Source organism: Pseudomonas sp. App30, from assembly GCF_047947025.1.
Taxonomy (GTDB): Bacteria; Pseudomonadota; Gammaproteobacteria; order Pseudomonadales; family Pseudomonadaceae; genus Aquipseudomonas.
On the sequence record NZ_CP133165.1, the window covers coordinates 3799306 to 3821719 of the forward strand.

The 22414-nt window shown below is 65.6% G+C and carries 24 protein-coding genes; 14 read left to right on the top strand and 10 right to left on the bottom strand.

Going from position 1 to position 22414, the window contains the following annotated elements; translation table 11 throughout:
- Positions 1–97 precede the first annotated feature (97 nt).
- The 4 genes from phoU (at position 98) to RAM80_RS17765 (ending at position 3365) form a co-directional block, all read left to right on the top strand.
- Positions 98–856: a phosphate signaling complex protein PhoU gene (gene phoU, locus RAM80_RS17750; RefSeq protein WP_416421780.1), complete on the top strand. Its 759-nt coding sequence runs from the start codon at positions 98–100 to the stop codon at positions 854–856.
- 162 nt (positions 857–1018) lie between these two features.
- Positions 1019–1930, top strand: coding sequence for a response regulator (locus RAM80_RS17755; protein WP_416421781.1), 912 nt, complete (start codon positions 1019–1021; stop codon positions 1928–1930).
- Between the two features lie 163 nt (positions 1931–2093).
- Positions 2094–2435 carry a hypothetical protein gene (locus tag RAM80_RS17760; protein ID WP_416421782.1) on the top strand — a complete coding sequence of 114 codons (342 nt, stop codon included), beginning with the start codon at positions 2094–2096 and terminating at the stop codon, positions 2433–2435.
- A 33-nt stretch (positions 2436–2468) separates the two neighbouring features.
- Positions 2469–3365 (top strand): peptidoglycan DD-metalloendopeptidase family protein, encoded by an 897-nt coding sequence (locus RAM80_RS17765; RefSeq protein ID WP_416421783.1) that lies wholly within the window; start codon positions 2469–2471, stop codon positions 3363–3365.
- Between the two features lie 14 nt (positions 3366–3379).
- Here the strand turns inward: RAM80_RS17765 and RAM80_RS17770 are convergent, their stop codons facing one another.
- The 3 genes from RAM80_RS17770 to phoB all read right to left on the bottom strand — a co-directional run bounded on the left by RAM80_RS17770 (position 3380) and on the right by phoB (position 6875).
- Positions 3380–4720, bottom strand: a complete 1341-nt coding sequence (locus RAM80_RS17770; protein ID WP_416421784.1) for a hemolysin family protein — start codon at positions 4718–4720, stop codon at positions 3380–3382.
- A gap of 100 nt (positions 4721–4820) precedes the next feature.
- A complete protein-coding gene (gene phoR / locus RAM80_RS17775; protein ID WP_416427512.1) occupies positions 4821–6107 on the bottom strand; it encodes a phosphate regulon sensor histidine kinase PhoR in 1287 nt (428 codons plus the stop codon).
- A gap of 78 nt (positions 6108–6185) precedes the next feature.
- The gene (gene phoB / locus RAM80_RS17780; protein WP_008366891.1) at positions 6186–6875 is read right to left on the bottom strand and encodes a phosphate regulon transcriptional regulator PhoB; all 690 of its coding nucleotides are present in this window, start codon (positions 6873–6875) and stop codon (positions 6186–6188) included.
- Positions 6876–7024: 149 nt separating this feature from the next.
- On the opposite strand from phoB, the gene RAM80_RS17785 reads away from it, so the two are divergent.
- A complete protein-coding gene (locus RAM80_RS17785) occupies positions 7025–7417 on the top strand; it encodes a hypothetical protein (protein ID WP_416421785.1) in 393 nt (130 codons plus the stop codon).
- Positions 7418–7543: 126 nt separating this feature from the next.
- On the opposite strand, the gene ubiA is transcribed toward RAM80_RS17785, so the two are convergent.
- Positions 7544–8434, bottom strand: coding sequence for a 4-hydroxybenzoate octaprenyltransferase (gene ubiA / locus RAM80_RS17790; RefSeq protein WP_416421786.1), 891 nt, complete (start codon positions 8432–8434; stop codon positions 7544–7546).
- Positions 8434–9033, bottom strand: coding sequence for a chorismate--pyruvate lyase family protein (locus RAM80_RS17795; RefSeq protein ID WP_416421787.1), 600 nt, complete (start codon positions 9031–9033; stop codon positions 8434–8436). The genes ubiA and RAM80_RS17795 overlap by 1 nt, the downstream gene beginning before the upstream one ends.
- A gap of 111 nt (positions 9034–9144) precedes the next feature.
- Here RAM80_RS17795 and RAM80_RS17800 point away from each other — a divergent pair, with 111 nt between their 5' ends.
- The 3 genes from RAM80_RS17800 (at position 9145) to RAM80_RS17810 (ending at position 10953) form a co-directional block, all read left to right on the top strand.
- Complete coding sequence (locus RAM80_RS17800) at positions 9145–9312, top strand: rubredoxin (RefSeq protein ID WP_027616797.1); 168 nt, start codon at positions 9145–9147, stop codon at positions 9310–9312.
- Between the two features lie 28 nt (positions 9313–9340).
- A complete protein-coding gene (locus RAM80_RS17805; protein ID WP_416421788.1) occupies positions 9341–10489 on the top strand; it encodes an NAD(P)/FAD-dependent oxidoreductase in 1149 nt (382 codons plus the stop codon).
- A 188-nt stretch (positions 10490–10677) separates the two neighbouring features.
- Complete coding sequence (locus tag RAM80_RS17810) at positions 10678–10953, top strand: HU family DNA-binding protein (RefSeq protein WP_008366879.1); 276 nt, start codon at positions 10678–10680, stop codon at positions 10951–10953.
- Between the two features lie 171 nt (positions 10954–11124).
- Here RAM80_RS17810 and RAM80_RS17815 read toward each other — a convergent pair whose 3' ends face one another.
- From RAM80_RS17815 to RAM80_RS17825, 3 genes are all read right to left on the bottom strand, one after another.
- A complete protein-coding gene (locus tag RAM80_RS17815; protein ID WP_416421789.1) occupies positions 11125–11460 on the bottom strand; it encodes a tryptophan synthase subunit beta in 336 nt (111 codons plus the stop codon).
- A gap of 101 nt (positions 11461–11561) precedes the next feature.
- Complete coding sequence (locus RAM80_RS17820; RefSeq protein WP_416421790.1) at positions 11562–12287, bottom strand: DUF3142 domain-containing protein; 726 nt, start codon at positions 12285–12287, stop codon at positions 11562–11564.
- The gene (locus RAM80_RS17825) at positions 12284–14452 is read right to left on the bottom strand and encodes an outer membrane assembly lipoprotein YfiO (RefSeq protein WP_416421791.1); all 2169 of its coding nucleotides are present in this window, start codon (positions 14450–14452) and stop codon (positions 12284–12286) included. The genes RAM80_RS17820 and RAM80_RS17825 overlap by 4 nt, the downstream gene beginning before the upstream one ends.
- A 215-nt stretch (positions 14453–14667) precedes the next feature.
- Between RAM80_RS17825 and RAM80_RS17830 the strand changes: the two genes are divergently transcribed.
- The 6 genes from RAM80_RS17830 (at position 14668) to RAM80_RS17855 (ending at position 21060) form a co-directional block, all read left to right on the top strand.
- The gene (locus tag RAM80_RS17830; protein ID WP_416421792.1) at positions 14668–15681 is read left to right on the top strand and encodes a Gfo/Idh/MocA family protein; all 1014 of its coding nucleotides are present in this window, start codon (positions 14668–14670) and stop codon (positions 15679–15681) included.
- Between the two features lie 310 nt (positions 15682–15991).
- Positions 15992–16444 (top strand): MarR family winged helix-turn-helix transcriptional regulator, encoded by a 453-nt coding sequence (locus RAM80_RS17835; protein ID WP_416421793.1) that lies wholly within the window; start codon positions 15992–15994, stop codon positions 16442–16444.
- Positions 16441–18528, top strand: a complete 2088-nt coding sequence (locus RAM80_RS17840; protein ID WP_416421794.1) for an FUSC family protein — start codon at positions 16441–16443, stop codon at positions 18526–18528. The genes RAM80_RS17835 and RAM80_RS17840 overlap by 4 nt, the downstream gene beginning before the upstream one ends.
- Positions 18525–18734: a DUF1656 domain-containing protein gene (locus RAM80_RS17845; protein WP_416421795.1), complete on the top strand. Its 210-nt coding sequence runs from the start codon at positions 18525–18527 to the stop codon at positions 18732–18734. The genes RAM80_RS17840 and RAM80_RS17845 overlap by 4 nt, the downstream gene beginning before the upstream one ends.
- On the top strand, positions 18731–19624 hold the full coding sequence (locus RAM80_RS17850) for an efflux RND transporter periplasmic adaptor subunit (protein WP_416421796.1): 894 nt from the start codon (positions 18731–18733) through the stop codon (positions 19622–19624). Before RAM80_RS17845 ends, RAM80_RS17850 begins: the two co-directional genes overlap by 4 nt.
- On the top strand, positions 19621–21060 hold the full coding sequence (locus tag RAM80_RS17855; protein ID WP_416421797.1) for an efflux transporter outer membrane subunit: 1440 nt from the start codon (positions 19621–19623) through the stop codon (positions 21058–21060). The genes RAM80_RS17850 and RAM80_RS17855 overlap by 4 nt, the downstream gene beginning before the upstream one ends.
- A gap of 91 nt (positions 21061–21151) precedes the next feature.
- On the opposite strand, the gene RAM80_RS17860 is transcribed toward RAM80_RS17855, so the two are convergent.
- Both RAM80_RS17860 and RAM80_RS17865 read right to left on the bottom strand, forming a co-directional pair.
- Complete coding sequence (locus RAM80_RS17860; RefSeq protein WP_416421798.1) at positions 21152–21910, bottom strand: slipin family protein; 759 nt, start codon at positions 21908–21910, stop codon at positions 21152–21154.
- Positions 21911–21913: 3 nt separating this feature from the next.
- Positions 21914–22399: an NfeD family protein gene (locus RAM80_RS17865; protein WP_416421799.1), complete on the bottom strand. Its 486-nt coding sequence runs from the start codon at positions 22397–22399 to the stop codon at positions 21914–21916.
- Positions 22400–22414: the final 15 nt, after the last annotated feature.

The following is a 22414-nucleotide window of genomic DNA, read 5'->3' on the forward strand; positions in this document are numbered from 1 at the left end:
GCGGCAAGCAGAAGCGGTACTGCGTTTGTGTTCTGGATTACCACTTAACCACTTGTAGATTGCAGCTTTAAGTCTCAAAGCTGTCGCGGAGCGACCCATGATTGATAAAGATAGCCTTACCCACCACATCTCCCAGCAGTTCAACGCCGAGCTGGAAGAAGTCCGCAGCCACCTGCTGGCCATGGGCGGCCTGGTAGAGAAGCAGGTCAACGACGCGGTCACCGCGCTGATCGACGCCGACTCGGGCCTGGCCCAGCAAGTGCGTGACGTTGACGAGCAGATCAACCAGATGGAACGCAACATCGACGAGGAATGCCTGCGCATCCTCGCCCGTCGCCAGCCGGCCGCTTCCGACCTGCGCCTGATCATCAGCATCTCCAAGTCGGTGATCGACCTGGAGCGCATCGGCGACGAATCGACCAAGATCGCCCGTCGCGCCATCCAGCTGTGTGAGGAAGGCCAGTCGCCGCTGGGCTACGAGGAAGTGCGCCACATCGGCGACCAGGTGCGCCGCATGGTCCGCGAGGCGCTGGACGCCTTCGCCCGCTTCGACGCCGACCTGGCCCTGTCGGTGGCCCAGTACGACAAGACCATCGACCGCGAGTACAAGACCGCGCTGCGCGCGCTGGTCACCTACATGATGGAAGACCCGCGCTCCATCTCCCAGGTGCTGAACGTGATCTGGGCCCTGCGTTCGCTGGAGCGCATCGGCGACCACGCGCGCAACATCTCGGAGCTGGTGATCTACCTGGTGCGCGGCACCGACGTGCGTCACCTGGGCCTGGCGCGCATGCGCGAGGAAGTCCAGGGCCGTGCCGATCGCGCTAATGTTCCGGGTGTTTCGGACGATAAGTAAGACTGCCCGACTACAAATGCCCGGCCTAGCGCCGGGCATTTTCGTTTGCGGGCCGTGAAAAGAAATGGCACCCGTGAACAGAGAGTCCCGGCGTGACTCATTAGTTTTGGCAAATGGCCATCAGTCAGCGCTATGCTTGCCGGGTAATCTTAGGAGTGGTCAATGAGTAAGGTCAGTGTGCTGGTTGTGGATGATGCGCCCTTCATCCGTGACCTGGTGAAAAAGTGCTTGCGCAACTACTTTCCGGGCATGGTCATCGAAGACGCCGTGAACGGCCGCAAGGCCCAGGCGATGCTGATCAAGGACAATTTCGACCTGGTGCTGTGCGACTGGGAGATGCCGGAAATGTCGGGCCTGGAGCTGCTGACCTGGTGCCGCGAGCAGGATAACCTCAAGGCCATGCCGTTCATCATGGTGACCAGCCGCGGCGACAAGGAAAACGTGGTGCAGGCCATCCAGGCCGGCGTTTCCGACTTCATCGGCAAGCCCTTCACCAACGAACAGCTGCTGACCAAGGTGAAGAAAGCCCTGACCAAGATCGGCAAGCTGGAGGCGGTAATGGCCACGGGCCCGTCCCGCGCCGGTTCTGCCTTTGCCAATGACTCGCTCAGCGCCCTGACCGGCGGCAAGGCCGAAGTGGCGCGCCCGGTCGCGGCCGCTGCACCGGCAGCAGCCCCGCGTGGCGGCCTGCTCAACAACGCCCCGCGCCCTGGCGCAACCCCGGCGGCGCCGAGCGGCAACCGTGGCCAGGGCCAGCTGCGCCTGTCCAGCGGCACCCAGCAATGCGTGATCAAGGGCCTGAGCCTCAAGGAGGCGCTGCTGGTGGTGCGCCGTGGGGAAGTGCTGCCCCAGGTGCTGGAGAACGCCGTGCTCGACCTGGAGCAGGGCGACAACGCCGAAGTGGCACGCCTCAACGGTTACCTGCACGCCGTGGTCGCCCACGAGCCCAAGCCGGACAGCGAGTGGCTGCAGCTGACCTTCCGTTTCGTCGACCAGGACGCGCAGAAGCTCGACTACATCTCGCGCTTGATCGCCCGCGGCACCGCCCAGAAACACTTCGTCCCTGGCGCCTGACGCGGCCTGCCGGCCGCTGCTACACAACCCGTAGCAGCTGCCGAAGGCTGCGTCCAAGGCCCCACAGGGAGCAACTTCCTACACAACTTTGGGAATCGTTACGCTGCCCCTCCCAGGGCTTCGCGCGCATGCTTGCAGCTCCCCCACGGAGTGCCCCCCGACCATGCCCTGCGACCTTTGCCAGCCCTTGCACGACCCCCTCAACCCCGGTGACGAACTGGTCTGGCTTGACTACAACGTGTGGGTCACCGACGTGCCCGCCGGCCTGGCAAACATGGACCTCAAGGGCTACCGCCTGCTCAAGGAGGCCCGCCTGGCCTGGCCCATCGACCATTTCGACGCCTGGGGCCAGCCCTGGGTAGCCTTGCAACGAGTGGATGGCAATGGCAGCGTGCGCTATGAACTGGTGCGCCTGGAACCCGGCACCTACCGTCCGGTCGCCTGCGACCCCGCTTACCCTGTCATCCGCCATGCGGCTTGCGCAAGGCGCGGGCACACCTGCTAATCTTGGCCGAGGCCCATATTGCAGAATGCCATCATGCAGCTTCGTACCTTTCTCCTCTGCGCGCTGGCGCTAAGCAGCGGCCACGCGGCAGCCACCACCATCTACAAGTACACCGACGCCTATGGCGTGACGTCCTACACGGACCGGCCCACCCGCAACGCCAAGGTGCTGGTGTTCGCCGACCGCATGACCGAGCGGCTGGACCAGCAGGTGCACCTGGACGTGCGCAAGCAGCTGGGCGTGACCACCTTCACCGCCCGCAACGAACTGTACGCACCCGTGGAAGTGGAGCTGCGCCTGGCCAACCTGGGCAACGTGCGCGCTGGCGCGCCGTCCTTGGTACGGCGGGTGCTGCCGGCACGCTCGACCATCGACCTGGCCACCCTGGTGGCGCAGAAGCCGGGGCAGGCGCTACGGTTTTCGCAGAAGTTTCGCTACTCACTGGGCAACCCTTCGACCGCCCCCATGGGCTACCGCTACCCCCTGCCGTGGGTGGGTGGCCCCTTTCGCCTGACCCAGGGCCCCAACGGCACCTTCAGCCATTTCGGGCCCAAGAGCCGCTACGCCATGGACATCGCCATGCCCGTGGGCACGCCGATCATCGCTGCCCGGGGCGGCACGGTGGTGAAAGTGGAAAACGACCAGGGCAGCGGTGGCAACAACCCGTCCGGCAATTTCGTGCGGATACTGCACGATGACGGCACGATGGGCGTTTATCTGCACCTGATGCAAGGTTCGGTGAGTGTGCGCGAAGGCCAGCACGTGGCGGTGGGCACGCCGCTGGCGCGTTCGGGCAATACCGGCAACAGCACCGGGCCGCACCTGCACTTCGTGGTGCAGCGCAACGTGGGCCTGGGGCTGGAGTCCATACCCTTCCAGTTCAACCAACCGGTGGGCACGTTGCCCAACTTTGCGTTGGGCAATAAATAACCAGAAGGGCCTGATTACTCCAGGCGCAGCACTTTCGCCAGGACGATCTTGGGGCCTTTCATCTTCTTGATGATGATGCGTAGGCCTTCGACCTCCAGCACTTCTTCCTCTTCAGGCACGCGCTTGAGGCTGTCGTAGATCAGGCCGGCCAGGGTTTCCGCCTCGATGTGGTCCAGGTCCACGCCCAGCAGGCGTTCCACCTTGAACAGCGGCGTGTCGCCACGCACCAGCAGCTTGCCCGGCTGGTACGCCAGGATGCCGCGCTCGGCCTTGCGGTGTTCGTCCTGGATGTCGCCAACCAGTACTTCCAGCACGTCTTCCATGGTCAGGTAGCCAATCACCTTGCCGTCGGCTTCTTCCACCAGGGCGAAGTGCGCTCCGCCCTTGCGGAACTGCTCCAGCAGGCGCGACAGCGGCATGTGCCGGGACACGCGCTCCAGCGGGCGAATCAGCTCGGCCAGGTTGAACGACTCGGGAATATGGTCCAGGTCCGCCAGTTCCAGCAGCAGGTCCTTGATGTGCAGCAAGCCGACGAATTCGTTGCGCTGGGCGTCATACACCGGGTAGCGGCTGAACTTGTGGCGGCGGAACAGCGCGAGGATTTCCTTCAGCGGGGCGTTGAAGTCCAGGCTGACCATGTCCTCGCGGGAGTTGGCCCAGTCCACCACTTCCAGCTCGCCCATTTCCACGGCCGAGGCCAGCACGCGCATGCCCTGGTCGCTGGGGTCCTGGCCACGGCTGGAGTGCAGGATCAGTTTCAGCTCGTCGCGGCTGTAGTGGTGCTCGTGGTGCGGGCCAGGCTCGCCCTGGCCGGCGATGCGCAGGATGGCGTTGGCGCTGGCGTTGAGCAGGTAGATGGCCGGGTACATGGTCCAGTAGAACAGGTACAGCGGCACCGCCGTCCACATGGACAGCAACTCGGGCTTGCGGATGGCCCAGGACTTGGGTGCCAGCTCGCCCACCACGATGTGCAGGTAGGAGATGACGAAGAAGGCGCTGAAGAACGAGATACCCTTGGCCACTTCCGGCGACTGCACGCCCACCGCTTCCAGCAGCGGTTCCAGCAGGTGCGCGAAGGCCGGTTCACCCACCCAGCCAAGGCCCAGGGAGGCCAGGGTGATACCCAGCTGGCAGGCGGAGAGGTAGGCGTCGAGCTGGCTGTGCACGGTGCGCAGGATCTGCCCGCGCCAGCCGTTTTTCTCGGCGATGGATTCCACGCGGGTGGAGCGCAGCTTGACCATGGCGAACTCGGCGGCTACGAAAAAGCCGTTGAGCAACACCAGCAGCACAGCGAAAAGAATCATGCCGAAGTCGGCGAAGAGTGAAGCGAGGGTAAAGCCAGGGGAAGGGTCCATGATGGAGTTTTACGGGTTCCGTCTTCAGAAAAAGGGGGTGGCAGCGGTGCCTGAAATGCAGGCACAAGACTATCAATGTAGCGGCTGAAGGGGCGCTTGCCTAGAGGACCTTCAGGCCTTGTGCCTGCATCACCAGCTGCTGCGGGGCGAAAATGCAGGTGAAGGTGCTGCCCTGGCCCGGCGTGCTGCTGATCTCCAGGTGCCCGCGGTGGCGCAGCAGCACGTGCTTGACGATGGCCAGGCCCAGGCCGGTGCCGCCGGTGGCCGACGCGCGGCTGGAGTCCACGCGGTAGAAGCGCTCGGTCAGCCGCGGCAGGTGCTTGGCGTCGATGCCGATGCCCGAATCCTGCACGCTCATGTAGGCCATCTTGCCGTCGCCCCACCAGCGGATATGGATGTTGCCCTCGGCGGGGGTGTACTTCACCGCGTTGAAGACCAGGTTGGAAAACGCGCTGCGCAGCTCCGACTCGCTGCCCTTGAGGCGGATGTTGTCGTCTGCTTCCAGGGTAATGCGCTGGTTGCGCTGCCCGGACAGGGCCTGGGCGTCGCTCTTGATCGACTGCAGCAGGGCGTAGACCGCCACCGGCTGGGTGTCGGAGGGGTAGTCGGTGGCCTCCAGCTTGGCCAGCAACAGCAGGTCGTTGAGCAGCGTTTGCATGCGCCCGCCCTGCTGCTGCATCTGTTGCAGGGCCCTGGCCCAGCGCGGGTTCACGTCCTCGACGTTGTCCAGCAGGGTTTCCAGGTAGCCGGCGATCACCGTCAGCGGCGTGCGCAGTTCGTGGGAGACGTTGGCGATGAAATCCTTGCGCATCTGCTCCAGCTGGTGGATACGGGTCACGTCGCGCACCAGCATCAGGTGCTCGTTGTTGCCGTAGCGGGTGATCAGCATCTGCACGCGCATGCGGTCATTGATGGGCGAGGGGATTTCCAGCGGCTCGGCGTAGTTCTCGGCCTCGAAATATTCCTTGAAGCGCGGGTGGCGCACCAGGTTGGTCACTGGCTGGCCGCCGTCCTGGGGCGTCTTGAGGCCCAGCAGGGTTTCGGCGGCGCGGTTCCACCACTCAAGGTTGCCTTCGCTGTCGAGCATGATCACCGCATCGCGCAGGGCTGCGGTGGATTCCTGCACGCGGTCGATCACCGCTTGCAGGCGCCCGCGCACGCGCTGGTCGCGGCGTTGCAGGTGGTAGATGCTGTCGAACACGTCGCCCCACAGGCCGTAGCCATCGGGTGGTGCTTCGTCGGGTTGGTGCTGGTTGAGCCAGCGGTGCAGGCGCAGCAGTTGCTTGAGGGTCCAGCCCAGGTACAGGGCCAGGCCCGTGGCCAGGCACCAGCCGTAATAACCGCTGACCAGCCCTGCCAACAGGCAAAGCGTGACCAATATCAGCATGTGCCTGATCAGGATGCTGTGCCAGTTCTGGTTCAATTAACGTCGCGTCCTTTCGAGTTATGGCCTGGCGAGGGGGCTTCAGCTCTTGGTGGAAAAGCGATAGCCGGTGCCGCGCACGGTTTGTACCAGATTCTCGTAGGCGATGCCGAGTGCCTTGCGCAGGCGGCGGATATGCACATCGACGGTACGCTCCTCGACATAGACGTTGCCGCCCCACACCTGGTCCAGCAGCTGGCCACGGGTGTAGGCGCGTTCCTGGTGGGTCATGAAGAACTGCAGCAGGCGGTATTCGGTGGGGCCCATCTCGGCCGGGCGGCCATCGATGGTCACGCGGTGGCTGATGGGGTCCAGCAGCAGGCCGCCCACTTCGATCGGCGCCTCGCCGTCGCTGGGGCCGGCGCGACGCAGCACGGCCTTGAGGCGCGCCACCAGCTCGCGGGGCGAGAACGGCTTGGTGATGTAGTCGTCGGCGCCCACTTCCAGGCCCTGGATCTTGTTGTCTTCCTCACCCTTGGCGGTGAGCATGATGATCGGGATGTCGCCGGTCAGCTCGTCACGCTTGAGGCGGCGGGCCAGCTCGATACCCGAGGTGCCGGGCAGCATCCAGTCGAGCAGGATCAGGTCAGGCTTGCGGTCGACGATGATGGCGTGGGCCTGCTGGGAGTTTTCTGCTTCGAGGCAGTCATAGCCAGCCATTTCCAACGCGACGGCGATCATTTCGCGAATGGGCGCTTCGTCGTCAACGATCAGAATGTTCCTGCCAACCATGCTCAAACCTCTTGTCATTGAAGTGTCTTGGGGCGCATTAGATAACGGAATTATTGCAGTCGTGTGACAGGTTGCCGCCAGCGTACCAAGTTCCGGACGCTGAGCTAAGCTGAAATTCCGTTACCACGAATAACAATGAGGTAGATCCAATGACACGACATACGCTGAACTGGATGGCCTTGGTCGGCGCCTTCGCCCTGGCCGCACCTGCCCTGTCCCAAGCGGCAGAGCCTGCGATGGCCAAGGACGGCATGCTGGTGGACCACCACGGCATGACCCTCTACACCTACGACAAGGACGGTGACGGCAAATCCAACTGCAACGACAAGTGCGCCGAGAACTGGCCGCCGCTGATGGCCGAAAGCGGGGCCAAGGACGACGGCGACTGGACCGTGGTCAAGCGTGATGACGGCAAGATGCAATGGGCGTTCGGCGGCAAGCCGGTGTACACCTTCAAGATGGACAAGAAGGCCGGCGACAAGATGGGTGACGGCAAGATGGACGTCTGGCACGTAGTGCCCACCGACGCCGACGCCGATTGATAGCGAGTACCCGCGACCTGCGATCTGTGGGAGCGGGCTCTGCCCGCGAAAAGAACACCGCGTTGTGCCAGGCGACTTGCGGTGCCATCTTCGCGGGCAGAGCCCGCTCCCACGATAATTGAGTCGTTAGCGCAAGGCGTAGTCGGCGACGATGCCGACGAAAATCGCCAGGCCTGCCCAGTGGTTGTGCAGGAACGCCTTGAAGCATTTCATCCGTTCGCGGTCGCGGGTGCTGTGCCATTCCCAGGCAAAGCACGCCGCCGCCGCCAGCAGCCCCAGGTGGAACCAGCCGCCCAGGCCGAACTGGCCGCCGGCCAGCAGCAGGCACAGCAACGCCAGGCCCTGCAGCAGCACGATGATCAGCCGGTCGGCGTCGCCAAACAGAATGGCCGTGGACTTGACCCCGATGCGCAGGTCGTCGTCGCGGTCGGTCATGGCGTAATAGGTGTCATACCCCACCGTCCACAGCAGGTTGGCGATGTACAGCAGCCAGGCCGCAGCGGGCAGGTGCCCGGTCTCGGCGGTGAACGCCATGGGCATGCCCCAGGAGAACGCTGCGCCCAGCACCACCTGCGGGTAATAGGTGTAGCGCTTCATGAACGGGTAGGTGGCCGCCAGCAGCAGGCCGCCGAACGACAGGCCGATGGTGGTGGCGTTGGTGCACAGCACCAGGGCGAAGCTGATGCCCACCAGCACGGCGAAGAACACCAGCGCCTCGCGCGAGCTGATGCGCCCACTGACCAGCGGCCGCTGCTCGGTGCGTTTCACGTGGCCGTCGACCTTGCGGTCGGCGAAGTCGTTGATCACGCAGCCGGCACCGCGCATCAGCACCACGCCCAGCACGAAGATCACCAGGTTAGCGAGGGACGGCTTGCCTTCGCCGGCGATCCACAGCGCCCACAGCGTCGGCCACAGCAGCAGGTAAATGCCGATGGGCTTGTCCATGCGCGTCAGCTGGACGAAGTCCCAGGCGCGCGGGTGCACCCGGTTCAGGGATTTGAGCAGGCTCTGGAACATCAAGGGTTCTCCGCGTCGAGTTGAGCGGCCGGCCACAGCGCCGGCAGGAAGACTTCGGCCACCAGCACCTTCAGCGCGCCGCGGTCAAAGCGCGAGCGGCGTGCCCACAGCCCTTCGCAGGCCTGCTCGGCGGGCAGCCACGGTGCGGGGTAGTGGCACACCTCGATGGGCTGGCGCTGGAACGCCGGCGTGGTGAACAGCAGTTCGCCCAGCGAGCGGCTGCCCAGGGCGTCCAGCGCCAGGCCGTCGGCTTCCAGGGCCTGGCGCCCGGCCACGCTGCGGGCGAACACCCACGGCGTGCCATGGCCGCGCAGGTACACCTCGCGCACCCAGCCGCTGCTGCCATCGGCCAGGCCAAGGGCCTGACATTCATCGGCGCGCAGTACCTGCCATTGCTCGTGCAGGGGTGTGACACTGAAGTGGTCGCGAGACAGGCGGGTCAGGCGGCGGGTCAGCGAGCCCTGGTCGAACAACCAGTCGCGGGTGGTGGCATCGGCGCCCGATGGCGCCTGCGCCAGCCATGCCGGCGCAAAGGTGAATGCATCTGTCACGGTAAGCAGCTGTCTGCAAGCGAAGAAGCCGCCGAGCTTAGCATGCATTCACGCTTGCATCTGTGCACAACCCCCAGTACAAAACCGGCTGAGCCGGTCGGCAGCGCAACAAACATCGATCGACCGAGCCTTGAGCCTGAGCAATGAGGAAACCGGCAAATGAAAAAGTGGCAGTGCGTGGTATGCGGCCTGATCTACAACGAAGCGGACGGCTGGCCCGATGACGGCATCGCCCCTGGCACCCTGTGGCAGGACGTGCCGGAAGACTGGCTGTGCCCCGATTGTGGCGTGGGCAAAATGGATTTCGAGATGATCGAGATCGCTTGATCGATTCTTCCCTGCAAGGAGTACCTAAATGACAGCACCTGTGGTGATCGTGGGCACCGGCCTGGCCGGCTACAACCTGGCGCGGGAATTTCGCAAGCTGGACGGCGAGACGCCGCTGCTGTTGATCACCGCCGATGACGGTCGTTCGTACTCCAAGCCGATGCTCTCCACCGGCTTCGGCAAGAACAAGGACGCCGACGGCCTGAGCATGGCCGAGCCCGGCGCCATGGCTGACCAGCTCAAGGCCGAGATCCGCACGCACACGCGGGTCACCGGCATTGACCCGGGCCACAAGCAATTGTGGGTCGGCGAGGAAGCCGTGCCGTATCGCGACCTGGTGCTGGCCTGGGGCGCGCAAACGGTCAGCGTGCCGGTCCAGGGCGATGGCGCCGACGCCGTGTACCCCATCAATGACCTGGAGGACTACGCGCGCTTCCGCGCCGCCGCCCAGGGCAAGAAGCGCGTGCTTATATTGGGCGCTGGCCTGATTGGCTGCGAATTCGCCAACGACCTGATTGCCGGTGGCTTCGAGGTGCAACTGGTGGCACCGTGCGAACAGGTGATGCCGACCCTGCTGCACCCCGCGGCGGCGGCTGCCGTGCAGGCCGGGCTGGAAGGCCTGGGCGCGCGGTTCCACCTGGGCCCGGTACTCAACCGCCTGGAGCGCGTGGCCGATGGCCTGCAAGCGCACCTGTCCGACGGCACCGTGCTGGGCTGCGACCTGGTGGTATCGGCCATCGGCCTGCGCCCGCGGGTGGACCTGGCCGCCGCGGCCGGCCTGGAGGTGAACCGCGGCATCGTCGTCGACCGCGCGCTGAAGACCTCCCACGCCAACATCCATGCGCTGGGCGACTGCGCCGAGGTGGATGGCCTCAACCTGCTGTACGTGATGCCGCTGATGAGCTGCGCCCGGGCCCTGGCGCAGACCCTGGCCGGCAACCCCACGGCCGTCAGTTATGGCCCCATGCCCATCACCGTCAAGACCCCGGTCTGCCCGCTGGTGGTGTCGCCTGTGCCACGTGGCCTGGAAGGCCAATGGCAGGTCGAAGGGCAGGGCGCCGACATCAAGGCGTTGTGCCGCGATGTGGCCGGCAACCTGCTGGGCTACGCCCTTACCGGGGCGGCGGTCGGGGAGAAACTGGCGCTGAACCGGCAGCTTCCGTCGTTGCTGGCGTAAATAACGGTCTTTCTGTCGGATTAACCCGATTTTTGTCGCTACAAACCCCTGGAGGAGACTGGCGCAGCCTCTTGCGCCGTGCCATTCTCACTCGGTCTGCCGCAGCGTAGAGCCTGCGGCGCCTTCGGCGCTGTTCCGGAAGAACAGCCCGGGCAATAACAACAAAAAACCGTCAAAGGGGCTTCACTATGCGCAAACCAGAACTCGCCGCCGCTATCGCCGAAAAAGCAGATCTCACCAAGGAACAAGCCAACCGCGTGCTCAACGCGGTGCTGGAAGAAATCACCAACGCACTGCACAAGAAAGACAGCGTCACGCTGGTCGGTTTTGGCACCTTCCTGCAGCGCCATCGCGGCGCCCGCACTGGCAAGAACCCGCAGACCGGTGAGCCGGTCAAGATCAAGGCCAGCAACACCGTGGCCTTCAAGCCAGGCAAGTTCCTCAAGGACAGCGTCAACCCGTAAACGGGAGCGCGTAAAAAAAGGGCCCTGCGGGGCCCTTTTTCGTTGCTACCGAACCCCGTGGCGCGTTGAACGCCGTAGCCGCTGCCGAAGGCTGCGCTGGCCCTTGCCCACGCTGGAGATCTTCAGGGTACTCGAGGGCCAGCGCAGCCTGTCGGCAGCGGCTACAGGGCGTTACAGCAACTTGTCGCCATCGTCCAGCAGGTGGTCCAGGCCGCCCAGCTCGCCGCGCACCGCGTCGCGGGTCTTGAGCTTGGCCAGCGCCGCCTCGGGCAGGTCGGTGATGCGGATCACGCCCTTGCTGGTCAGCACCTGGATCAGGTCGTCGAGCACGCGGATCATGTCCATGTCGCTCTGGCGCAGCTGCTGCAAACGCCCCTCGATGGTGCCGCGGGCCTGCCAGGCCAGCACGTCGGGGTGGTCTTCGACGAGGAAATCTTCCGCCTGAGGGTAGGCAGTCTTCTCGGCGCGGATGATGTGACCGAGTGCATTGCGTTGCACGTAGTACATGGGGGCCCTCCTTGAGGTAACCGGTAACGTTCAACAAGCAGCTTAGGCTAGCTTGCCCAAAGCCGGTCTGCATTGCCATGGGCCAGCGCCGGGGGCGGCAACTATTTTTGCGCGGCCGCCGGGTTCTGCAAAAACACCACGTACCCCTTGAACCAGGGGCTACTGCCCAGGAAATCGGGGGCCTGCCAGTCGCCGCCCTGAATCAGCCCGACCTTGAACGGCAGGCCCAGGCGGCTGAGCCTGGGCAGATAGGCAGCGTAGTCGGGAATGCTGTGACGGCCCTGGTAGGTCTGCACCACCACTTCATCCACCACGCCGCGCAGTTGGCCGATGACCTGGGCATCGGCGTTGCTGCTCCAGTCCATCAGGCCGGTGATGCTCAGGCGGTAGTGGGCGGGAAGGCGCTGGCGCAGGTCGCGCAGGAAGGCCACGTATTCGTCGAGGTAGCGGGTGCGGGCGTCGAAATCGATCTGGATGCCCACCACCGGGTTGCCCGCCGTCACCCAGCGTTGCACCTGGCCGAACAGCTGCCGGTACACCTGGTCCGGCCAGTGCAGGGTATCGACCCGGTATGCCAGCCACACCTGGCCGGCGCCCAGCCGGGGCATGGCCATGCCCTGGGCTATCAGCTGCGCCGGCGCCTGGCGGTTGCGCCGGGGCGTGGCCACCTGGCCCTGCAGGATGTACAGCGTGCGGGCGTGGGCCAGCGCCGGCTGGCTGGCCACCCCGCCCCACACCCAGAAGGCGTCGTGGTCGGCGGCGTCAACGGCGGCCTGGGCGCTGGCGGTTGCCGCCAGCAGCCACAGGGCCAGGCACCAGTGCTTCACCAGTAGTACTGCAGGGTCTTGCCCCAGGTGGTGTCGGCGTAGCCGGTCTTCAGCTCGCGGAACCATTGCTTGCGCAGGGCCGGGGCAATGTCCTGGCTGCCGCAGCTGTTGTAGCCGCTGGGCGCATAGCAGTTGATGGCGCGATACAGGGCGTAGGCGCGGTCGGTATGGCCGGCCTGCTTGTTGGCGATCACCTGTTGGTAGCCGTCGAGGCGCGAGTAGACCGGGCCGTTGAAGCTGCCTGGCTTGCCCTTGGCCTTGGCGGCGCGCTGGTCCATGGGCAGCGAGTCCAGGCCGTTGCGCAGCATGAATTCACCCAGGCAGTTGAGCGCCTTGGGCTCATTGGCGGACTTTTGCAGCGCTGCGGCGGTGTCGGCGATGGCCGGGCAGCTGTAGCCGGAAGCGGCCTGGTCGCCCTGCCAGCGGAACATGGCCAGGCTGCGACCATCGCCGTAGACGAAGCCCAGGCTGTTGGTCAATTTTTGCTCAGGGGACGTTTGCGCTGGCAGCAGACCCATGTCCTTGCCAAAGTCGGCGTACAGGCCACGGGTCAGGTCCTTGTACAGCAACACGAACAGCGCGGTGTCGCGCTCGGTCTGGTCCAGCCCCTTGCTGACCTGGCGGCGCAGCAGGTCGGCGCTGGCGCTGCTGTACAGCATGATGTTACGCAGCTGCGCGGCCTTGATCGGCGAGTCGTCGGCAAACACCTTGGCCAGCTGGCCGCTGGCCTGGTAATTGAGCGCCAGGGCCATCTCCAGCTGGTCGCGTTGCAGCGGTTGCTGGGCCGCGGGCAGCAGCTTCAGCCACAGCTGCGCCGCGCCGGGGTAGTCCTTTTTCTGCTCCAGGGCCAGGCCGCGCAGGGTCTGCTGGCTGAACGCCAGGTAGTCGAGCTTGGCCGGCACGCTGGCGGGCACGGCGGCCAGGGTCGCGTCAGGGTCGTTGGCGATGTATAGCTGGTACACGCCCAGCAGATAGTCATGCAGGCCCGGTTGCTCGGCAAACAGCGGCTTCTGCGCCTGCAGTTCGGCCAGCGTCAGGGTGGGCAGGGGCTTGCCGCGCAGTTGCATCAGGTCCACCACCGCCAGTACCAGCGGGTCTCGCACCTGCCCAGGCTTGGCGCCGACCAGCAGCTTGGCGTCGGCTTCGGTGATCAGCTGATTCAGGTCGGTGTTACGTTGCTGCGGGGTGGCCTGGGTCAGCTGCCAGGCGAAGTCGGCGGCCAGCGCCTGCTGGTCGCCCGCCAGCCAGTGCACCCGGCGTAGCAGGCCGCGGGCCGAGGTGGCGTACTCGCCCTGTGGATAAGTTTCCAGGTAATGATTGAAGCCAGCGCCGGCCTGCTGCAGGGCGGCAGTGTCGACTTTCGCCAGGGCCACCATGCCGTATTCGTCGAAGGCGTTGGCCTGGGCGGCGTTCAGCGCGGTGCGGGCGCTCATGTACAGCGCCGTTTCCTTCACCCATTGCGCCGGGCTGCTGGCCAGTGCGGCGAACTGCGCCTGGGCCTGGTCGAAATGGCCACGGTAGAAGTTGGCGGCGGCTTGCAGGTAGCTGGCGAAGGTTTGCCCTTGGGGCGACTGCACGGTGGGCAGCAGGGCGGCCAGGTCGCTGTCACTCCAGTCACAGGCGCCCAGCATGGCCAGCCGCGCCTTGCCCAGGGCCTGGCGTTCGTCTGCCGGCAGGTCCTGCAGTTGTTTCAAGAACTCGCTGGCGCTGGCTTCGGCGTTGCTGCGGCACCGGCTGCCTTCGCCGCCCAGGAAGTTGTCGCCGGCCAGGGTTTGCGGGGCGGCGGGCAGGCCCAGCTGGCTGGTCAACTGGTCCAGGGCACGCGGGGCTGGCGCCGCCGTGGCGTCCGGCGCTGGTGCTGGCGGGCTGGCTGGCGTCAGGCGCGCCATGTCGAAGGGCACCGGGCCGTAACCTTCCTGGCGCTCCTGGTCAGTGATGCCCATGTCGGGCAGGGGCAGTGCGCCCTTGTCGGCCAGCAGCAGGCGCAAGTTCACCTGGCTGTCGTTGCCCGGCGACAGGAAGGGCAGGCTGTTGCAGCCACCGGCGAAGCCGTTCACGTTGAGCATCCAGGCCGGGTAGCAGGAATCGTCGCCGCTGGCGAAGGCCTGGGTGGCGAAGCCGGCGCTGATGGCCAGGGCAAGTGGGGCTAGCAGGCGGGTGCGCATTGATCGTCCTTAATCGCAGGTTCTGGGTGGCGATGATGATACAACCGCCATCGGCGAGTGCGGCAAAATCCGGTAATAAAACAAAAATTCCAAATAAATTATTTATAGAAAAATAATTGATTTCGCCAGGGCGCCGTTCTAGCCTGAGATCACTCGAACGGCTTTCCTCCCGAAAGCCTGATCAAGCGGCCCACAACAACAAATCAGGAGCCATCATGACTTTGAACATCGGTGTCATCGGGACCGGCGCAATCGGCCGCGAACACATCCGTCGCCTGAGCTTCGCCCTCGCCGGCGCGCGGGTGGTGGCGGTCAACGACATCAATGCCGAGCAGGCGCGCGGCGTCGTCACCCAGTTGGGCATCGAGGCCGAGGTGTACGCCAGCGGCCAGGACCTTATCAACGCGGCCAACGTGCAAGCGGTGCTGGTGACGTCCTGGGGCCCCAGCCACGAAGAGTTCGTGCTGGCCGCCATCGCCGCCGGCAAGCCGGTGTTCTGCGAGAAACCCCTGGCGGTCACGGCCGAAGGCTGCCGGCGTATCGTCGAGGCCGAGATGGCCCACGGTACCCGCCTGGTGCAGGTCGGCTTCATGCGCCCGTTCGACCAAGGCTACCGCGCGCTGAAGGAAGTGATCGACAGCGGCGCCATCGGCGAGCCGCTGATGCTGCACTGCGCCCACCGCAACCCCGAGGTGCCGACGGCTTATGGCACCAGCATGGCCATCACCGACACGCTGATCCATGAGCTGGACGTGCTGCGCTGGTTGGTCGACGACGACTACGTCTCGGCCCAAGTGGTGTTCCCGCGCAGCACACGCAACACCCATGCCGCCCTGCGCGACCCGCAGATCGTGCTGCTGGAGACCGCCCGTGGCGTGCGCATCGACGTCGAAATTTTCGTCAACTGCAAATACGGCTACGACATCCAGTGCGAAGTGGTGGGCGAGCAGGGCATCGCCAAGCTGCCCGAGCCCACCAGCGTGCAGATGCGCAGCGACGCCAAGCTGTCCACCGGCATCCTGATGGACTGGAAGGACCGCTTCATCGATGCCTACGACGTGGAGCTGCAAGCGTTCATCAAGGGTGTGACCAGCGGCCAGCTGGGTGGCCCCTCGGCCTGGAACGGCCTGGCCGCCGCCGTGGCCGCCGACGCCTGCATCCTGGCGCAGACCAGCGGCAACATCGAACCCATCGACCTGCCACCACGCCCCGCCTTCTACGCCGACTGAACCCTGGCCGTGGGAGCGGGCTCTGCCCGCGAAAGCCGCACCGCGCAGTCTCAGTCAGACCGTGGCGTTATCTTCGCGGGTAGAACCCGCTCCCACGACAGCAGCCCCGTAACCGCCGTTACGGGGATTTTTTCGCCTGCGGAAACGCTGCTGTAACGCGCGCAACGGCACTGTTGCGTCTATAACAACAAGGCAGCCAGGCATTTGCGCCACGCCGCGAAATGTCTCGCCGCCACTATTGACGGAGGGGGATTCCTTGCCCGAATATAGATAGTTAGCAAACTATGAATATCGGTGTGTTCCTGTCCAAATGAATCTCGACAAGCTCCACCTCAATATCAGTAGTGGCATGGTCACGGCCGCCCGCCACTGGCGCCGCATCTGCCAGACCACCCTGGCCAACTACGGTATTTCCGAAGCCTGCGCGGTGCCGCTGCTGCTGATCGTGCGCCTGGGCGACGGCGTGCGCCAGGTTACCGTGGCCCATGCCGCCGGGCTTGAGAGCCCGTCCCTGGTGCGCCTGCTCGACCAGCTGTGCTCGTCAGGCTTCGTCATTCGCACTGAAGACCCTACCGACCGTCGCGCCAAGGCCCTGAGCCTGACCGCCACCGGCCGCGAGCTGGCCGAAGCCATCGAAGGCGAGCTGGTGCGCCTGCGCCGCGAGGTGCTGCACGACATCGCTCCCGCTGACCTGGAAGCCGCCTTGCGCGTGGTGCGGGCGTTCGAGGAAGCCGGGCAGGGCACGGCGGTGTCGCCGTCTTGAAAGCCTTTTTCAGTGATGTCCCGCCGCTGCGGGACTGGTTCTACGGTGTGCGTACCTTCATCGCCTCGATGGTGGCGCTGTACGTGGCCATGAAGCTGGAAATGCCACGCCCCTACTGGGCCATGGCCACCGTCTACATCGTTTCCAGCCCGTTCGTCGGCCCTACCACGTCCAAGGCGCTGTACCGGGGCATCGGTACCTTCGTCGGCGCCGCCGCGGCGGTGCTGTTCGTGCCCATGTTCGTGCAGACGCCGTTCCTGCTGGCGCTGATCGTCGCAGCCTGGACCGGCACCCTGCTGTTCCTGTCCCTGCACCTGCGCACGGCCAACAGCTACGCGCTGATGCTGGCCGGCTACACCATGCCGCTGATCGCGCTGCCGGTAGTGGACAACCCGACGCTGGTGTTCGACATCGCCTCGGCGCGCTTCCAGGAAATTTGCCTGGGGCTGATCAGCGCCGCCGTCATCGGCTCGATCTTCTGGCCACGGCGCCTGGCGCCGGTGCTCGGCGACGCCACGCGCAAGTGGTTCGTGGAAGCCACCACCTACAGCGATCGCTTCCTGTCGCGGGAAATCACCGCCACCGAAGTAGGCACCCTGCGCGCGTCCATGGTCGCTACCTTCAACTCCCTGGAGTTGATGATTGGCCAGATCCCCCACGAAGGCGCGCTGCCGCAGACCGTGCGCAACATCAAGGAACTGCGCGGGCGCATGATTCACCTGCTGCCCACCATCGACGCCCTGGACGACGCGCTGATCGCCGTGGAGCGCCGCACCGAGTTGATCGCCATCCTGGCGCCGGTGCTCGAAGACGTGCGCCAGTGGCTCAAGGAAACCAAGGAGAACGCCTCGCCGGCGTTGTGGACCCAAGTGCACGCGCGCCTGGCCGAGCTGCAGCCCGAGCCCGAAGCCCTCGACGACCGTCGCAACCTGCTGCTGTCCAACGCCCTGTACCGCCTGGGCGAGTGGGTGGACCTGTGGCAGGACATGCGCACCCTGCAGCTGGCCATCGAGACCGAGGACCAGTCGCAATGGCGCGCCGTGTATCGTCACTGGCGTTTGGGCCGGCTGTCGCCGTTCTTCGACCGCGGCATGATGATGTACTCGGCGTTCACCACCATCATGGCCATCGTCGTCGCGTCGATGATCTGGATCTTCACCGGCTGGGCCGATGGCGGTGGCGGGGTGATCCTCGCGGCCGTGGCCTGCAGCTTCTTCGCTGCCATGGACGACCCGGCGCCGCAGATCTACCGGTTCTTCTTCTGGACCCTGATCGCGGTGGTGATGTCCAGCCTCTACCTGTTCCTGATTCTGCCCAACCTGCATGATTTCCCCATGCTGGCGCTGGCGTTCGCGGTGCCGTTCATTACCGCGGCCACCCTGACCCTGCAGCCGCGCTTCAACCTGGGCATGATGCTGACGCTGGTCAACGGCGCCACCTTCATCAGCCTGGACACCGCCTACGACGCCAACTTCCTGTCCTTCCTGAACTCCAACATCGCGGGGCCTGCGGGCCTGCTGTTCGCGTTCCTGTGGACCCTGATGGTGCGGCCGTTCGGCACTGAGCTGGCGGCCAAGCGCATGACCCGCTTCAGCTGGCGCGACATTGTCAGCCTCAGCGAACAGGCCACCCTGGCCGAGCACCGCGCCATGGGCGTGCAGATGCTCGACCGGCTGATGCAGCACCTGCCGCGGCTGGCCCAGACCGGCCAGGACACCGGCGGCGCGCTGCGCGACCTGCGCGTGGCGCTGAACATGCTCGACCTGCTGGCCTACATGCCGCGCATTCCGGTGGGCCCGCGCGCCCAGGTGCGCCAGGTGGTGGACGAGGTGGGCGGTTATTTCCGCAACTGCCTGAAGGCCCGCGAACGGTTGCCCGCGCCCATGTCTATCCTCATGACCATGGACCGTGCGCGCCGGGCGCTGGCCCAGCAGCATGTGGGTGACGAGGCCGAGGCACGGGTGCAGATGCTGCACTCGCTGAGCGGCCTGCGCCTGGCGCTGCTGCCGGGTGTGGAAGTGGTGATCGAGCCGAGCGCAGCCCCAGAGCCGCCGACTCAAGGCCTGGATGGAGCTCCGTTATGATCGGTGAAATTGATGTAAGCGGGATCTTCCTGCCCACGCTGCTGGTGATGATGGCTATCACCTATGTGCTGTTCCTGATAGTCCACGGCGTGCTCAATCGCCTGCACTTTTATCGCCTGGTCTGGCACCGGGCCTTGTTCAACGTCGGTCTGTACGCGCTGATGCTAGGCGCGGTGGACGCACTCTGCCGAAACCTGATGACATGAAAAAACCCTTGTTGACCGTTGGCCGCCTTCTCCTGACCCTGCTGGTGGTGGTCCTTGCCACCGTGGTGGTCTACCGCATGGTGATGTACTACATGTTCGCGCCCTGGACCCGCGACGGCCACATCCGTGCCGACGTGATCCAGGTATCGCCTGACGTCTCCGGGCTGATCCAGGACGTGGCGGTGCACGACAACGAAGTGGTCAAGCGTGGCCAGGTGCTGTTCACCATCGACCAGGACCGCTTCAGCCTGGCCCTGCGCCAGGCGAAAGCCGCGCTGGCCGACCGCCAGGAAACCATGGCCCAGGCGCAACGCGAGGCGCGCCGTAACAAGGGCCTGGGCAACCTGGTGGCCAAGGAACAACTGGAGGAGAGCGACTCCAAGCTGGCCCGCGCCCAGGCAGCCCTGGCCGAGGCCCAGGTGGCCGTGGACACTGCCCAGCTGAACCTGGACCGCTCGGTGATCAAGAGCCCGGTGGATGGCTACCTCAACGACCGTGCGCCGCGTGCCCACGAGTTCGTGGCGGCCGGCCACCCGGTGCTGTCGGTGGTGGATAGCAGCTCGTTCCACGTCGACGGTTACTTCGAGGAAACCAAGCTGCCGCTGATCGAAGTGGGGCAGAAGGTCGACATCCGCGTGATGGGTGACAACGCCCGCCTGACCGGCCACGTGCAGAGCATCGTCGCCGGCATCGAAGACCGCGACCGCAGCAGCGGTTCCAACCTGCTGCCCAACATCAACCCGGCGTTCAGCTGGGTGCGCCTGGCCCAGCGGATTCCCGTGCGCATTGCCTTCGACGACGTGCCGGAGCACTTCCGCATGATCGCCGGGCGTACCGCCACGGTGTCCATCGTCGACGAGACCGGCCACTCCGCGGAGGCCGCTCGATGAACCACTGCGTGCGTCTTTCGGCGGTGGCCCTGGGGCTGCTGCTGTCGGCCTGCCAGATGGTGGGGCCGGACTACCACCGGCCCAAGGACGGCGCGATCAACCGCCCCGACCTGCAAGGCAGCCTGGCCACGGGCGACAGCAACGTGGTGTCGGCCCCGGTGCCGCAGGACTGGTGGAAGCTGTACAACGACCCGCGCCTGGACCAGTTGGTGGGTGACGCGTTGGTGTCCAGCACCGACCTGCGCATCGCGGCCGCCAACCTCAGCCGCGCCCGCGTGCAGATCGAGGAAGCGCAGAACGCCGGTGGCTTCACCACGACCGCCGAGGCGGGCGCGCAGCGCTTGCAGGAGTCTGCCGAGTCCTACCTGCAGGGCGTGAAGATCCCGGTGGCCAACGTCGGCAGCCTGGCGTTGACCACCTCCTATCAGTTTGACCTGTGGGGCACCTTGAAGCGCGGCGTCGAGGCCTCCCAGGCCAACGCCGACGCGGCCCAGGCCGCCGCCGACACCGCGCGCATTACCCTGGTGGCGGAAGTGGTGCGTTCCTACACGCAGATCTGCGCTGCCAACGAAGAACGGCACATTGCCCAGAAGTCCCTGGACCTGCAGATGCAGGGCGTGCAGTTGACCCAACGGTTGCGTGACGCTGGCCGTGGTGACGAAACCCAGGTGACGCGCACCCAGACGCAGTTCAAGTCGTTGCGTGCCGACCTGCCCAAGTTCGAGGCCCAGCGCCAGGCCGGGTTGTACACCCTGGCCATGCTGCTGGCCAAGCCGGTCAACCAGCTGCCGGCGGGCACCGCCGACTGCGCCGAGCTGCCGAAGATCGCCCAGGTGATGCCCGTGGGTGACGGCGCCGCGCTGCTCAAACGCCGCCCTGACGTGCGCCAGGCCGAGCGCAAACTGGCCGCTGCCACCGCCGAGATCGGCGTGGCTACCGGCCAGCTGTACCCCAACATCAGCTTCGGTGCCACCGTGGGTTCGGTGGGCTTCCTCAAGGACCTGGGCGAAGACACCACCAACCGCTGGGGCTTTGGCCCGCTGATCACCTGGACCATCCCGGGCAACCAGGCCCGCGCCCGCGTGCGTGAGTCCGAGGTGGCCACCCAGGCGGCCCTGGCGCACTTCGATGGCGTGGTACTGAATGCCGTGCGCGAAGCCCAGACCGGCCTTGCCCAATACACCGCCCTGCTGGAGCGCCGCGACGCCCTGGCCGACGCCGAGCAATCGGCCCGCCAGGCTGCCGACCAGACCCACCGCTTCTTCCTGGCCGGCCGCGAATCCTTCCTGGCCGACCTGCAGGCCACCAAGACCTACACCGACGTGACCGCCCAGCTGTCCGCCGCCAACACCCAGGTGGCGATGCAGCAGATCAACGTGTTCCTGGCGTTGGGTGGCGGTTGGGAAACCCCGCAACAGCATCAAACGACCCCGTAGCAGCTGCCGCCAGGCGGCGTCCCTGGGCTTGCACCGTGGCGCTGCCGGACGCAGCCTTCGGCAGCTGCTACGGGAGGCGGCGTCTGGGGTGTCAGGGTTTGGCGGACAGGTCGGCCATGCCCTTGAGCAGTTCGATGGGCAGCGGGAAGACGATGGTCGAGGTCTTGTCGCCGGCGATGGCGCTCAGGGTCTGCATGTAGCGCAGCTGCATGGCGCCCGGCTGGCGGCCGAGCATTTCGGCCGCCTGGGCGAGTTTTTCCGAGGCCTGCAGCTCGCCCTCGGCGTGGATCACCTTGGCGCGGCGCTCGCGCTCGGCTTCGGCCTGTTTGGCGATGGCGCGTACCATGGATTCGTTGAGGTCCACGTGCTTGATCTCGACGTTGGCCACCTTGATGCCCCACACGTCGGTCTGCGCGTCCAGCACCTGCTGGATGTCCATGTTCAGCCGCTCACGTTCGGCCAGCAACTCGTCCAGCTCATGCTTGCCCAGCACCGCACGCAAGGTGGTCTGCGCCAGTTGGCTGGTGGCCATCAGGAAGTCCTCGACCTGGATGATCGCCTTCTGCGGGTCCAGCACGCGGAAGTACAGCACGGCATTGACCTTCACCGACACGTTGTCGCGGGTGATGACATCCTGGGGTGGCACGTCCAGCACCACGGTGCGCAGGTCGACGCGCACCATCTGTTGCACCACCGGGATCAGGATGATCAGCCCCGGGCCTTTAACCTGCCAGAAGCGCCCCAGCTGGAACACTACGCCGCGCTCGTATTCACGCAATATCCGAAAGGTGGACAGCGCCAGCAGGAACAGCACCACCAGCACGGCGGTGTAGCCGATTTCGATGAACATGGTTCACGCTCCCGTGGGCGGTTTCGCCGCGGCCACTTCCAACTGCACGCCGCGGCGGGCCAGCACCTTCACCGGCTCGCCCTGTTGCAGTGGCGCCTCGCAGCGCACCTGCCATTGCTCGCCTTGCAGCTGCACCCAGCCGGCGCAGGGGTTGTCCGATTGCAGCGCCGACACCGGCGTCACCTGGCCTACCAGTTCGCTGTCGCCACCCACCGGCCGCCGTCGTGCCGCGCTGATGGCCATGGTCAGCACCGTGATCACCAGCACCACCGCCACGGCCGCCATGGCCAACAGCAGTGTGCCCGACACCGCGATATCCGGCCCCTGGGCATCCACCAGTACCACCACGCCCAGCAACAGCACCACCAGGCCACCCACGCCCAGCACGCCATAGGTCGGCAGCAGCGCTTCGATGGCCAGCATGACCAGGCCGAAAAGGATCAACCCGACTGCTGCCTGGTTGACGGTCAGCACAATCACAGCGCCCACATGAACCTCCGGGGT